Origin of the sequence: Paenibacillus sp. OSY-SE, assembly GCF_000283315.1 — a bacterium.
Lineage (GTDB): Bacteria > Bacillota > Bacilli > Paenibacillales > Paenibacillaceae > Paenibacillus_B > Paenibacillus_B profundus.
Window position 1 is genome coordinate 1 of sequence record NZ_ALKF01000189.1, and the last position, 13,767, is coordinate 13,767.

At 49.9% G+C, this 13,767-nt stretch carries 15 protein-coding genes and 1 other annotated feature; of the genes, 2 read left to right on the forward strand and 13 right to left on the reverse strand.

All coding sequences use genetic code 11. From position 1 onward, the window contains the following. Positions 1–290 precede the first annotated feature (290 nt). From A372_RS0118345 to A372_RS0118375, 7 genes are all read right to left on the reverse strand, one after another. Positions 291–1,823, reverse strand: coding sequence for a LysM peptidoglycan-binding domain-containing protein (locus A372_RS0118345; protein ID WP_019422347.1), 1,533 nt, complete (start codon positions 1,821–1,823; stop codon positions 291–293). 162 nt (positions 1,824–1,985) lie between these two features. Beyond that, a complete protein-coding gene (gene ilvE, locus A372_RS0118350; RefSeq protein ID WP_019422348.1) occupies positions 1,986–2,864 on the reverse strand; it encodes a branched-chain-amino-acid transaminase in 879 nt (292 codons plus the stop codon). Positions 2,865–2,889: 25 nt separating this feature from the next. Next, positions 2,890–3,750: a prephenate dehydratase gene (gene pheA / locus A372_RS0118355; protein ID WP_019422349.1), complete on the reverse strand. Its 861-nt coding sequence runs from the start codon at positions 3,748–3,750 to the stop codon at positions 2,890–2,892. 22 nt (positions 3,751–3,772) lie between these two features. After that, complete coding sequence (gene thrB / locus A372_RS0118360; RefSeq protein ID WP_019422350.1) at positions 3,773–4,732, reverse strand: homoserine kinase; 960 nt, start codon at positions 4,730–4,732, stop codon at positions 3,773–3,775. Then, positions 4,732–5,799, reverse strand: a complete 1,068-nt coding sequence (thrC, locus tag A372_RS0118365) for a threonine synthase (protein ID WP_019422351.1) — start codon at positions 5,797–5,799, stop codon at positions 4,732–4,734. Before thrC ends, thrB begins: the two co-directional genes overlap by 1 nt. A 64-nt stretch (positions 5,800–5,863) precedes the next feature. Next, on the reverse strand, positions 5,864–7,150 hold the full coding sequence (locus A372_RS0118370) for a homoserine dehydrogenase (protein ID WP_019422352.1): 1,287 nt from the start codon (positions 7,148–7,150) through the stop codon (positions 5,864–5,866). A 50-nt stretch (positions 7,151–7,200) separates the two neighbouring features. After that, the gene (locus tag A372_RS0118375; protein ID WP_019422353.1) at positions 7,201–7,638 is read right to left on the reverse strand and encodes an ACT domain-containing protein; all 438 of its coding nucleotides are present in this window, start codon (positions 7,636–7,638) and stop codon (positions 7,201–7,203) included. Between the two features lie 414 nt (positions 7,639–8,052). On the opposite strand from A372_RS0118375, the gene A372_RS39100 reads away from it, so the two are divergent. Both A372_RS39100 and A372_RS39105 read left to right on the forward strand, forming a co-directional pair. Beyond that, the gene (locus tag A372_RS39100; RefSeq protein WP_019422354.1) at positions 8,053–8,523 is read left to right on the forward strand and encodes an aldo/keto reductase; all 471 of its coding nucleotides are present in this window, start codon (positions 8,053–8,055) and stop codon (positions 8,521–8,523) included. 5 nt (positions 8,524–8,528) lie between these two features. Beyond that, the gene (locus tag A372_RS39105) at positions 8,529–8,921 is read left to right on the forward strand and encodes an aldo/keto reductase (RefSeq protein ID WP_019422355.1); all 393 of its coding nucleotides are present in this window, start codon (positions 8,529–8,531) and stop codon (positions 8,919–8,921) included. A gap of 60 nt (positions 8,922–8,981) precedes the next feature. Here A372_RS39105 and obgE read toward each other — a convergent pair whose 3' ends face one another. The 6 genes from obgE to A372_RS0118410 form a co-directional block, all read right to left on the reverse strand. Continuing rightward, positions 8,982–10,301, reverse strand: a complete 1,320-nt coding sequence (gene obgE / locus A372_RS0118385) for a GTPase ObgE (RefSeq protein ID WP_019422356.1) — start codon at positions 10,299–10,301, stop codon at positions 8,982–8,984. Positions 10,302–10,313: 12 nt separating this feature from the next. Then, positions 10,314–11,069: a Spo0B domain-containing protein gene (locus A372_RS0118390; protein WP_026011151.1), complete on the reverse strand. Its 756-nt coding sequence runs from the start codon at positions 11,067–11,069 to the stop codon at positions 10,314–10,316. Positions 11,070–11,263: 194 nt separating this feature from the next. Further along, positions 11,264–11,575, reverse strand: coding sequence for a 50S ribosomal protein L27 (rpmA, locus tag A372_RS0118395; protein ID WP_019422358.1), 312 nt, complete (start codon positions 11,573–11,575; stop codon positions 11,264–11,266). 5 nt (positions 11,576–11,580) lie between these two features. After that, entirely contained in the window at positions 11,581–11,925 is a 345-nt protein-coding gene (locus A372_RS0118400; protein ID WP_019422359.1) for a ribosomal-processing cysteine protease Prp, read from the reverse strand. Positions 11,926–11,936: 11 nt separating this feature from the next. After that, entirely contained in the window at positions 11,937–12,248 is a 312-nt protein-coding gene (rplU, locus tag A372_RS0118405) for a 50S ribosomal protein L21 (protein WP_019422360.1), read from the reverse strand. A 12-nt stretch (positions 12,249–12,260) separates the two neighbouring features. Beyond that, positions 12,261–12,348 (reverse strand) — a sequence feature (ribosomal protein L21 leader region). A gap of 56 nt (positions 12,349–12,404) precedes the next feature. Beyond that, positions 12,405–13,670, reverse strand: coding sequence for an Rne/Rng family ribonuclease (locus A372_RS0118410; RefSeq protein WP_019422361.1), 1,266 nt, complete (start codon positions 13,668–13,670; stop codon positions 12,405–12,407). Positions 13,671–13,767 lie beyond the last annotated feature (97 nt).

Genomic DNA, 13,767 nt, shown 5'->3' on the forward strand with positions numbered 1-13,767 from the left:
TTTCAAAGAACAATCTTCATTTTGTTACCGTTGTTGCATTCGACATTACTCAACATCATTTGCAACAGGATTTTATCTTAACACATCTTCCAACTCTATGTCAACATCTTTTTTTTCAAAAGCTGATTGACTGTTGTTTCGTTGTGTTCCGCCGTTTCTTGCGGCCGGATTTATAATATAGCATGGCTTGTCCTACTATAGCAACAGGTAATATCAACCATATTCACTCTTTCTATTATATAGAGTGATAGTGTTGATATTACCTTCAGATCCGGATTGCCATTTCTATCTTATCCGTTAATCCATGGCAGGCTTTGCATATGTTCCTTTTTTGGCGGAGCAGCAAGTTTCTTTTTTCGTAGAGTTGCTTTTCTCTCGCTGTTGCTTGAGCTGTGTGCTTCACCGCGAACCGTAGCTTTCTTCTCTTTACTATCATTGCTTTTAATAACGTCCTTGTCTTCTGCATCAGACGAATCTGTATCGGAAGCAGCTTGGAATTCTTCTTCCTGTCTTTCTCCATGACATGCGCAGTCACAAGATTTCGAAGGCATCGATGACTCATATGCGTCCACTGGCATGTTCGACGCCGAAGAATAGGCTGCGGGATTATACCATCCGGCTTCAGGCGAAACGTAGGAGGATGGATATGGAGCATATTCATACCCTTGATGGCCTTGCCGATCATAGCAGTTCGACGGTGCGGTATACATCTGAGCCTGATGAACGGGCGCGATACTCTCCTCGCAGCCGCATGGCATGGCATGGGTATACGGCATGGCGGCATAAGGCTGAATCATTGGTTCCCATATGCCAGACGGCACTGCGCACGGAATAGAGGAAGGAACAGCAGCTGGCACAGAAGACGGTATCATACTTGGCACACCGGATGACACTGCACCGTACATCGGCGGTACAGGAGGGTACATCACGCTCGGCATAGCCGGAAAAGCGTCGAAACATTCAGCTTGCGGATGATACATCGGCATAGATGCGTATGGCGCACAGTTAGAATAAGCATGTGGCATTGGCATCGGGGCCATCATTTCGGCAGCAGGCATGGCGAATTGCGCGAACAAATGATGATGAGGCTTTTCACAATCGCATGGCTTCATCTCAGGACATGGCGCCATCGGAACATACGGCATAGGTGCAATCGGCATTTCATAGTTTGGTGGTGGAAGAACAGGTATTGACGGCATGTTCGGCTGTTGGACTTGGGTCGCTGGAGCAACGTAAGTCGGCATGGGAGGTACTGTAGGCGGAGCCGGCACTTCAGGTGTTGGCGGAACATACGGTGCTACTGGCTTTACGTTTTCGACCTTTTCAATTTCATAAATGCACTCAGCTTTCTTCTCAGGTACTATAATCGGCTTAGTAAGCTCAGCTTTGGGCTGGGTGTTTTCCGTTTTCGGTTTTGTAAGCTCAGCTTTGGGCTTTGTCATTTCTGCATTACTATTTGGCTGCGCTGTCTCAGCAGGCATTGCCATTCCGGTGTGAACCTTTGGAATATTGATGACTTGACCGATAGTCAAGACATTCGGATTTTTCAGCTGCGGATTGGCGTTGATCATCGTCTGCAGCGGGATGCCCCAAGCTTTAGACAATTTCCACAGCGTATCCCCCTCCTTAACAACATGCTTATGAATAATTTCATGCCCGCTCGACGGATACTTTGAAGACGGAACCTTGATCTTCATGCCGACATCCAATTGGTTCGGGTCCTTCAATTGTGGATTCATGGCAATCAACTCTTCAAGGGATACATCGTACTTTTTGGACAACGAGTACAACGAATCGCCTTTTTTCACGATGTGAATTTTCACCTGTTGTAACCTCCCAACCGTTCATCATCCTCTTCACCTCGGGACAATCGCCCGGAAATTCAATTAATACATCCTATGCAGGTGTTAGGCATTTGACATCCCTCAACACAAAAAAATCCTCCCTAACTTAGGGAGGACTGGCCATTTGATATGAAACAGCGGCTAATCGTATACTTTAACGCCGTCTTCTGTGACGATTTTACGGAAATTTTCCAACAGGCTCAGTGTAACCGGTCCGGCTTGACCAGAACCAATAATACGACCGTCCACTTCGCGTACGGCAATAACCTCTGCTGCCGTGCCTGTAAAGAACACTTCGTCAGCAACATAAATGTCATGCAGCGAAAACGGTTCTTCTTTTAAAGTCAGTCCAAGCTTCTGGCACAGCTCCATAATAGCTCCGCGCGTAATGCCTTCCAGTGCGCCCAGGTAGCACGGAGGCGTGTAGACAACTCCTTTTTTCACAAGAAAAATGTTGTCGCCCGATCCTTCCGTTACATACCCTTGCGCATTCAGCATAATCGCTTCACCGACATCAGCCAAATTCGCTTTAATTTTGACCAAAATGTTATTCAAATAGTTGAGCGACTTAATCTTCGGATTCAAAGCGTCCGGGATGTTGCGGCGTTCGGCTACCGACACCGTGCGCAATCCGTTGCGGTACGCTTCTTCCGAATAAATCGCCAATTGCTCTACAATAATGATGACGCTCGCTTTCGGACAACGGAGTGGGTCCAATCCCAGATTACCCGGACCACGGGAGACAATCAGACGGATATATCCGTCCTGCAGCTCGTTTTTGCGAATGGTTTCGAGCAATACGTCCTGCATTTCCTCAATGGGTAATGGAATATTCAGCATAATCGACTTTGCCGAATCATATAGGCGCTCCAAATGCTCTTTACATTTAAAAATGTTGCCGCCGTATATGCGAATCCCCTCAAAAATACCATCACCGTACAAAAAGCCGTGATCATACACCGAAACTTTTGCATTTTCTTTTGTTACAAACTCACCGTCTAAATAAATCCACTGTGTCATCGTGCAGCACCTCCAAATGGTAGCATTATTCTGTCATAGCATGTTGAAAAGTATAACTCGGATAAGAGCCTAATATGCGAACTTGGCAACCGATAGCTTCAATCTCCTCCATTGCGGCGGGAAGTAGCACCGTATCCAGCGCCATTTCGACATCAATGTAAAAATAATAGTTTCCAAGCCGGCGCTTCGTCGGCCGGGATTCGATCCGGGAAAGGTTAATTCGACGCCACGCGAACGCAGAGAGCACCTGATGGAGCGCACCTGGGTAATCCTCCGGCAAGGTGACGAGAATCGTCGTCTTCCTAGCAGACGATTCCGGCAACGAAATCGGTTCTTTCCCGATAAGAACAAATCGAGTGAAATTGTTCTGATGATCAGTCACTTGCGGAGCCAATACATCCAAGCCGTGCGTGCGCGCGCCCAGAGCCGTTCCGATGGCAACCCACCCTTGACCCGGATTCTCCTTTACACGGTGAACAGCCTCGGACGTGCTGTTGACATGTTCCAATTCCGCATGCGGAAGCTGGGCCCGAATGAACTGCATGCACTGCGCCATCGCCACAGGATGCGACATCACTTTGCACACCCGGGACCAGTCACCTTTCACTTCTTCACGTCGGCCAATTACATTTTGAATCGATGGGTACACCCATTCCGCCTGAAAAGGGAGATCTACCTCATGGACAATCCAGTCCATATGTAAATTGACAGAGCCTTCGATCGTATTCTCGATCGGAATGACACTATAATCCGTATCCCCGCGTACCGTCGATAAAAACACATCCGAAATCAGCTTATGGTGCATAAAGCAATTCTCTTCACCGACTAAATATACCGCAGCTTCATGTGATACCGAGCCTTCAGGTAATAATGCTATTCGCGCCATAAGCGTTTTACTCCTTCGCTGACTAATAATTTATACGTGCCGCTAGAACGGAGGACATGTTGTCCCACGTACCGCAGCACACAGCACCCTCCCGACTAATTCCCATCTCCATGACTTTCGCTTCCACACCGTGTGCAAGAAACGTTTTTTTCATATAAGAGACAAGCAAAGCGCTCGATTGACGCTTGTCCGTAAACGCAAGCAGTGTAGGTCCGGCACCGCTAAGCGCAACGCCTAGCGCACCATGCTCTGTCGCCTCGTCCAATATGCGCGACATTCCGGGAATCAATGGTGCCCGGTAGGGCTGATGCAGACGATCCCGCATCGCCGTCTCAATCACATGGAATTGCCCGCTGCATAGCGCGGCGACCAGCAAGGAAGAGCGGCTAATATTAAACACTGCATCCGCCACGCTTACTTGCTTGGGCAGAACATTGCGCGCCAGCTTCGTTTCCAATTGGAACTGCGGAATGGCCACAACCGTGCTTAAGTTACAATGAGGCTCAATCCGGATATGTTCCGTTCGTTCTCCATCCCAAGCAGCTGCAATTATGCCGCCGAACAGCGAAGCCCCGACATTGTCCGGGTGACGTTCGATTAAGGTTGCCATGTTGAACAGTTGCTCTTGGGTCAATGGATAGCCAATCAGTGCATTGGCGGCATAGAGTCCGCCGATGATAGCCGATGCGCTGCTGCCGAGACCGCGTGTCAAAGGAATGTCACTGTACACATCCATTTCAAGCGGACGACCTTCTACTCCAGCTGCACTGAACACCGAATGAGCAATCCGATAGATTAGATTGCTCTCGTCGGTAGGTATGCCCGCCAACTCGCTGCCATGAAGCCGGATGACCGTTGCCTCTGCCGGCTTCATGGCAATCCATAAATGCAAATTGAGTGCCATGCCAAGCGTGTCAAAGCCTGGACCGAGATTCGCGGTACTGGCCGGCACACGCACGAGCACGCCGTCTTGTTGCCACATTATTGCTCACCCTCTAATTGCCGAATCGCGTCCATGACCGCCTCTTCCGAGTCTTTCACAACGAGCGGTTCGGTTGCTGCCGTCTTAATAGCGATGTTCGGGTCCTTCAATCCGTGGCCCGTAAGCACGCATACGACCGATTCACCGCCAGAGAAATAACCTTCCTTATGAAGCTTGATGACGCCTGCAACCGATGCGGCTGAAGCTGGCTCGCAAAATACGCCTTCACGCGCCGCCAATAGTTGGTATGCTTCAAGAATCTGTTCGTCGGTAACATAGTTGATCTGGCCGTTCGATTGATCAGCCGCTTCTACCGCCGTCTTCCAGCTTGCTGGATTGCCGATCCGAATCGCCGTTGCGATCGTTTCGGGTTCGCGAATCGGTTCGCCCTTGACGATAGCCATTGCGCCTTCCGCTTCGAAGCCGATCATCTTCGGCAACTGGTTGCTCTTGCCTGCAGCATGGTACTCTTTGAAGCCTTTCCAATATGCCGAAATATTCCCTGCGTTGCCGACCGGAATCGCGAGCACATCGGGAGCTTTGCCCAATTGGTCGCATACTTCGAAGGCAGCCGTCTTCTGTCCTTCGATGCGGTACGGATTAACCGAGTTCACAAGCGTAATCGGATGCTTCGCCGTAATTTCTCGCACGATTTCAAGCGCGCGATCGAAGTTGCCTTCGATCGCAATAACTTTTGCACCGTAAATCATCGCCTGCGCAAGCTTGCCAAGCGCAATATTGTTGTTCGGAATCAGCACGATGCAGTTCACCCCGCCGCGTGCAGCATATGCAGCCGCTGCCGCAGACGTATTGCCCGTCGAAGCGCACATAATCGTGCGGCTGCCTTCTTCCATCGCTTTCGCAACAGCCATTACCATCCCCCGGTCCTTGAACGAACCCGTAGGGTTTAAGCCTTCGTATTTCAAATATAAATCCAAACCAAGCTCATTCGACAGACGTTCTGCCCGAACAAGCGGCGTGTTGCCTTCATGCAGTGTGAGCATCGGCGTGTTGTCGTTCACTGGTAAGTATGATTTATAGGTTTCGAGCAGTCCCATGTATCTCATCCACATATCCCCTCTTCAGATGTAAATTATATATCGTTAGCCCAAGCCCTTCTCGTTGCTCGGCCTAGCCTTCCACTCGATAAGCGCTCTTGATCGATTTGATAACGTCAAGATTGTCGAAGTGCTTATACACCTTCTTCATGCTCGCTTGGCTCGCCTGATGCGTAATAATGATAATTTCTGCATCCGGGTTGTGCGGATTCGGCTGCTGAACGACAGAATCCAAGCTCACTTCGTACTCCGCAAATACTTGCGTTATTTGAGCAAGCACACCTGCTTTATCTTCAACATGCAGCAAAATGAAGTTTTTGTACACGATTTGATCGTCGGTTTTCAGCTTTTTCTCTTTATATGGGGTAAGCGCACGCTGGCCGTTAACACCAAGCTTCATATTTTTGATGACAGCGACCAAGTCAGCAACGACTGATGTCGCCGTCGGCATTTCACCGGCGCCTGGTCCGTAGAACATTGTCTCGCCTACAGCCTCTCCGTATACATAAACAGCATTGAACACACCGTTCACCGCAGCGAGCGGATGCGAAGTGCTGACCATTGTCGGCTGTACAACGACACTGATCTGGTCATCTTGGCGCTCTGCAATGCCGAGTAGCTTCATTTCGTAGCCGAGACGCTTCGCAAACGCGATGTCCTCCTTCTTAATCTGCGAAATGCCGCGCACATCCACATCTTCCAAAGCGACATCCGAATGAAAGCCGAGCGTAGCCAGAATCGCCATTTTACGTGCCGCGTCAAGACCTTCCACGTCTGAGGTCGGATCAGATTCCGCATAGCCGAGCGCTTGCGCTTCCTTCAATACCTCTTCATAGCCTGCCCCTTCTTGGCTCATCTTGGTCAGTATAAAATTCGTCGTACCATTCACGATACCCATTATTTTCTTAATCCGATCGGAAGAGAAGCCTTCCATCAACGTGCGAATGATAGGGATGCCTCCGGCAACACTTGCTTCATAAAATACATCGCAGCGCTTCTCCTTCGCCTTGGCCATAATCTCGCGTCCATGGAGCGCCATCAAGTCTTTGTTGGCCGTGATCACATGCTTGCCTTGCTCCAAAGCTTCCATAATATATTGCTTGGTAGGTTCAATGCCGCCCATCACTTCAACGACAACATCGATATCCGGGTTATGAATAATGTCACAGGCCTCTTCAGTAAGCATCTCTTCCGGAATAGACACACTGCGCGCCTTTTGCAAATCCTTGACGAGCACCTTTTCAATTCGAATTGGCGATCCTACCTGGCTCGACAAGTCGTCCTGATGCCCCTCCACAATACGTACGACTCCAGTTCCTACCGTCCCTAACCCTAATAACCCAACTTTAATTGGCTTCATCGCTGTTTCTCCCCTTCTCTTCAACGGAATCTATCTGTAAAGCTCAACCATTATCCTTGTCCAATAACCGCAACCCGCTTCACGCCGGGAATATCGCGCAACGAGTCCAGCATCTCGCCGAACGGCTCCGCAATAAGCGACGTTTCTACGGAAATAACGACATTCGCCATCCCCTGCAGCGGAATCGTCTGATTGATGGTCAACACGTTGCCCTCAAAAGATGCCACAGCACCAAGCACCTTGGACAAAATTCCTGAACGATGCTCCAAATCCATAGATATCGTTACGATTCGTTCCCGCTCCAGCTGATTCAAAGGAAAAATGCCGTCTTTATACTTATAAAAAGCACTGCGGCTTAATTCGACGCGCTCAGCCGCTTCATGCACTGTCTTCACTTCACCCGTAGCGAGCAATTGCTTCGCCTTCACAGTCTTGACAACCGCTTCCGGTAAAATGTCCTCTCGTACTAAGTAGTATCGTTCTGACATTGGTAGTCCTCCATAAAAAGACTTTTGTTTTCTTATAGAGGACATTATAGCGGATTTGTATGCGTATTGGCAATAGGCAATCCGATAAAAGTGCGTGATTCAAAGCGAGCTTTTTGCACAACCTCTACAAGTAGTTAAATTGGATCTATTATACACGATCGTGAACTTAACTAAAGCATTTTCCTAACAAGTTGCCTAAAAAAATACGTGGACCATACAGCAAGGGCGCTCCGGCATCATGTTTGGGCAATAAAGCGCCACGCTATTGAAACGAGTGCCACAAAAACAATAATCAATTCCCAGCAGTTGGAACTTTCACGCTTAGGACGCGTACAATGGAATAACGTCAGCACAGTATAGGACTGTTCAATACTGTTGAATTTACTTCATTTTTTAGAAAGGGATGCTTTTATTATGCAGATGAAACCATTAGGGGCCACTTCTCTACATGTGTCTGCCCTCGGATTCGGCGGAGCTCCGCTGTCCGTACAAGGAAGACCAGAACGTCCACAAGCGGAAGCTGCGATCCGGGCCGCTCTGGAGAGCGGGATCACGTTCTTCGATACCGCTGATACATACAGTTTGGGCGAGCATGATCTTGGGCATAACGAGCGCTTGTTCTTGGATACAATTCCAGCTGGCCTGGGTTGCGTCCTTGCGACGAAGGGAGGGCTGGCGAGACCGAACGGAGAATGGACCTATTCCGGCCATCCGCAGGCGCTGCGGGCAGCATGTGAACGCAGCTTGACCCTATTGCAGAGAGAAGCCCATCCGCTATATTACCTGCATGCACCTGATCCTGAAGTCCCCTTTGAAGAATCTTTCGGAGAGCTGACGAGACTACAGGCGGAAGGCAAGATTGAACATCTTGGCTTCCGCCTGTAGTCTCGATGGCTCAGTGTGAAACGGCATTCCGCATGGCGAACGTCGCCGCTATACAGAATCGGTTCCATTTCTTTGACCGGCGATCGCTGGATGTGCTGAATTATTGCGCCGAACACCACATCAGCTTTGTCGCATACAGTCCCAACGGCGGTCCTGGTCAAGCGGCCAAGCTGAAGGAGCATCCACTGCTGCAAGAGCTCTCCCAGCAATATGAGGTGAGCGTCCATCAGATCGTACTTGCATGGATGATGGCCCTGTCACCGCAGCTCATTCCGATACCGGGGGCGACAAGGCCAGAGTCAATCCGCGACAGTGCCAAGGCCGCACAACTATCGCTAGCGTCTGACGATCTGGCGAAGCTTAACGCCTGCAGCACCTCAGACGAAGTTCAGACATAACAGACAGAAGACCGCATGTCCATAATAGGACCTGCGGTCTTTCCTTTTGTTGTTTTTATGTCAATAGTAGCTGCTGCCTTCTACGAATTCAAATTCGAACTCGCCAATACGGATAATCGTTCCATCCGTTGCCCCGCGTTTGCGCAGTTCTTCGTCCACACCCATTTTGCGCAACGTGCGCGCAAACTTCAAAATGGCATCGTGCGAGTTCATTTGCAGTCGTTTCAGCATACCCTCAATCGCTTCGCTCTCTACGACAAACATCTCGTTCTCACGGCGAATCGTGAACTCCGACCGCGCCTCTGTCTTTTTATTATACCGATAAATTTTCCGTTCCTCGACCTCAGCCACTTCTTCGACTTCAGGCGCATCCGGTAGCTGCTCCAGCATATTCATCGCCTTATAGAGCAGCTCTTGCACACCCATTTTCGTCAAGGAAGATATCGGGACGACTTCGATGTCCCGACCGGTCTTGTCGCGCACTTTCTCCTTAAAGATCGCCAGCTGCTCTTCCGCCTCCGGCATATCCATCTTGTTCGCCGCCACGATCTGCGGGCGTTCCGCAAGCTTCTCGTTGTACAGTTCCAGCTCTTCGTTAATCTTCATCCAGTCATCGAACGGATCCCGTCCTTCTGTCCCGGCCATGTCCACAACATGGACAATAATCCGGGTGCGTTCCACGTGACGAAGGAATTCATGTCCTAGTCCGATGCCGGTATGAGCGCCTTCGATAAGACCCGGCAGATCAGCCATGACGAAGCTGCGGCCGTCTCCCACATCTACGACACCGAGATTCGGAGTAATCGTCGTGAAGTGGTAGGCGCCAATCTTCGGCTTGGCGGAAGAAACGACAGATAACAGCGTTGATTTACCGACGCTTGGAAAGCCGACAAGCCCGACATCAGCCATCACTTTCAGTTCAAGCACGACCCAGCGCTCTTCGCCTTCTTCCCCATGCTCCGCAAGCTCAGGCGCTGGGTTGGTAGCTGTGGCAAAGCGGATATTGCCGCGCCCTCCCCGGCCCCCCTTCGCAATGATGACTTCTTGATCTTGCCGCGTCAGATCGGCAACGATCTCCTGCGTATCGTCATCCACTACGACCGTCCCCGGCGGCACGCGGACGATCATATCTTCCGCGTTCGCTCCATGGCGGCTCTTGTTGCGGCCTTTTTCTCCTCGAGGAGCCTTAAAGTGCTTCTGATAACGGAAGTCCACCAACGTACGCAAACCTTCGTCAACACGAAAAATGACGTTGCCGCCCCTTCCGCCGTCGCCTCCGGCCGGACCTCCCATTGGCACATATTTCTCACGGCGAAACGAGACAATACCGTCACCGCCGTCGCCGCCTTTTACATAAATCTTCGTTTTATCTACAAACATGCTGTCACCTCATTACGCGCTGCATGGCACGACGATATGAAATGCATCGTGCTCATTATTTTGTTTCGCCGACAACTGCTCCAGCCGCACGCCGCGTTCCGATGCAATCCGACTAAGCTGTGCGGCCACTTCGCCCGGCCGAAGCAGTTTCCCTTCATATCGATAACGGATAACTAGACGGTTCGGTTCTCGCACGAATGCAAGCTGCAGCGGACTGAAGGTGTCCATTTGCGCCTTCGGCGCGAAGCGGAACGTCTGCACCGTCTCCATAATCACATCCGCTAAGCGGCTTGTGTCTACTTCCAAGTTCAATCGGTCGAGTTCTACAGGCTCGGGAATAATCACGTCGAGCGGCATTGTACCACCTGAAGTGCGTTGCTGCATTAGAAACATGACCAGTTCCGGTATGCCCAACTTCGCAATACGGCTTTCCTCTGCCATCCTTGCTTTTATTGTTTCCACACATTCCGGTAATTTATCGTACTTCTTCAAACGGACATAACCGTACAATAGCTGCAGATCATTCATCCAGTCGTGACGCTGATGATTCATCAACTCAATCGCCGACCATTGATATGACCGCAGCATGCGCTGCCGCTGTCTTGACTGCTCCTGCACAAGAATAGCGGCTCCGGAAATGAAGCTGACGGTTAAAAATATGAGACATACAGCACGCCATACCCAGGTGAGATCCCTGCCGATGATGAACGCGGCGCTACCCAACGCTACTGCCACACAACATCCCAACCCTAAGCGTATCCTCTTCATGGTTTCGCTCCCCGTTAACGTTTCCATGTTTCCAAATTATGTGCAAACACCCCAAAGTTCAGTATATCATGCAGGTGATTCGCACGTCCAAGAAAAGTGAAACGATTCTGGTCTCGTCGAAGCCGTTTTGTCAAAAATCGAGCGTTATAGTTAAAAAGAACCCCCGGCTCAAGCCGAGGGTTCCTCATGTCGTCTTACTTCTCCACAGCTGCTGCAACTGGTGCAACATCAGCCGGGTAGACGCTCACTTTTTTGCGGTCGCGACCCCAACGTTCGAACTTCACGACGCCTTCCACTTTCGCAAACAGCGTGTCATCTTTACCGATGCCAACGTTGTTGCCCGGATGAACTTTCGTGCCGCGTTGACGCACCAAGATGCTGCCAGCCGTTACCGTTTGGCCGTCGGCACGTTTCACACCAAGACGTTTCGAGATACTATCTCGACCGTTCTTTGTGGAACCTACCCCTTTTTTCGATGCGAACAACTGAAGGTTCAGTTTTAACATATGGTCTACCTCCTTTGCTCAATCATTTGTTCTTCTATTTGAAGATACGAACCGTATGAAGCCTCGATCGTACGTAAACTGACGATCATCGACTCCAATAGCAGTTGAACTTTCGTTTCAATGTCTTTCTGCTCAATAAGCGGCACAAATCCGCTTAAGAAGCCATCCTTCATCTTGCACTTCAGTTCAACGCCAGTCAATGCTTCAACGGCGTTCACCGCGCCCACCGACACAGCGGAGACACCAGCACATACGGTGTCTTCCCCGTAGGGAGCGTAATTCGCATGCCCCTCAATCGAGAAGCTCTCAATTGAGCGGTCTGACTTTCGTCGAATGTTAATGCGAATCATCACGGCACCTCTTACGCCTTAATGTTCTCAATCGTCACTTTTGTATATGGTTGACGATGACCTTGTTTACGACGATAGTTCTTTTTCGCTTTGTACTTGTAGACGACAACTTTCTCGCCTTTTCCATGCTTTTCTACTTTCGCCGTTACAGCAGCGCCGGATACGACCGGAGTACCTGTGACCAAACCTTTGTCATTGGATACTGCCAATACACGGTCGAACGTCACGCTTTCGCCTTCAGCAGCGTTCAGCTTCTCGATGTACAATACATCGCCAGCTTGAACTTTGTACTGCTTGCCACCCGTCTCAATAATTGCGTACATTGTGTGCACCTCCTCATGTCTCAGACTCGCCTAAATCAGGTGGTAACGCTCAAAAAGAGCATCACGCTTGCCAACCCGTTCGGTGCGGTTACAGCATGTGTGCAGCAACTAGACTAGACACATACTTGTAGATTCTAACACATCCCTTACAATAAATCAACGCATAAGTTCCGTTTCACGATGTGGGACGACTGCCGACACCAAGCCGGCTCCATTACAAGTGGGACAAGTCTGAAATAGTCGATTCATCACTTGCTCGCGCACTTTTTTGCGTGTCAATTCCAGCAAGCCGAGCTTCGTCCATCCGACGACCAAACATTTTGTTCGATCCTTCTTCATCATTTGCTCTAGCCGCTCGACTACACGCTCACGATGTTCGTCCGTGTCCATGTCAATAAAATCGACAATGATGATGCCTCCGATATCTCGTAGACGGATAAGACGCGCAATTTCTTCCGCCGCTTCCATATTGGTTAAGTATACCGTCTCTTCAAGATCGCTTGTCCCCGTATATTTGCCCGTATTCACATCGATAACCGTCAACGCTTCGGTCTGATCCCAGACTAAATAGCCGCCGCTTTCCAGCCAAGTCTTGCGCTGAATCGCTTTGTCCAAATATTCGTCGATCCGATATCGTTTGAACAACGGTTCGGCATCCTTATAGATGTGAACCCGATGCTCCAAATCCGGTGCGAATGAACGAATAAACGAAAGTACTCGCTTCGCTTGCCGTACATCGTCAATAAGCAGCTGGTCAATATCACGGGAGAACGCATCACGAACCAACCGTTCCACCATGTTCAAATCGTGGTGCAGGAGAGCAGGCGCTTCCACCTGTTCCGCACGGCGTTCAATCTGCTTCCATGCTTCTCGCAAAGATTGAATATCGCCTTCCATCGTATCCAACGTTTCTCCTTGAGCAACTGTACGAATGATCATACCTTCCTCATTCTCGCGAAGCTCATCCGCCAACTGTTTCAAACGGGTGCGTTCCGCTTCCTGCTCAATCTTTTTGGACACTCCGATATAATCGGCAAAAGGCATATACACCGAATATCGACCAGGCAAAGAGTAATGCGTCGTAACGCGAGCTCCTTTGCCGCCTAACGGCTCCTTCATGACTTGCACGATAAGCTCTTGTCCGACGCGAAGCAAACTTGTAATCGGAGGTTTCTGTTTCGGTTGTTTCTCCAAATGCGGGTGCAAACAATCATCGACATAAAGAAATGCGTTCTTCTTCTGACCGATGTCCACAAATGCAGCCTGCATCCCCGGAAGTACATTCACAACACGGCCTTTGTAAAAGCTGCCTACAAGCGTTGTGCCAGTGGCACGTTCGACTGCAAATTCGACGAGCCGACCATGTTCCAATAACGCCATTTGCGTTACTTGTTCCTCACAGTGAACAATCATTTGATTCATGGTATCACCTCTGCTACAGCGCGTCATAGTCCATTGTAACATGAAGCAGGATGCGGTGAACATGTCGGTTTATGGAACGAGCAAAAAAATAACCCCC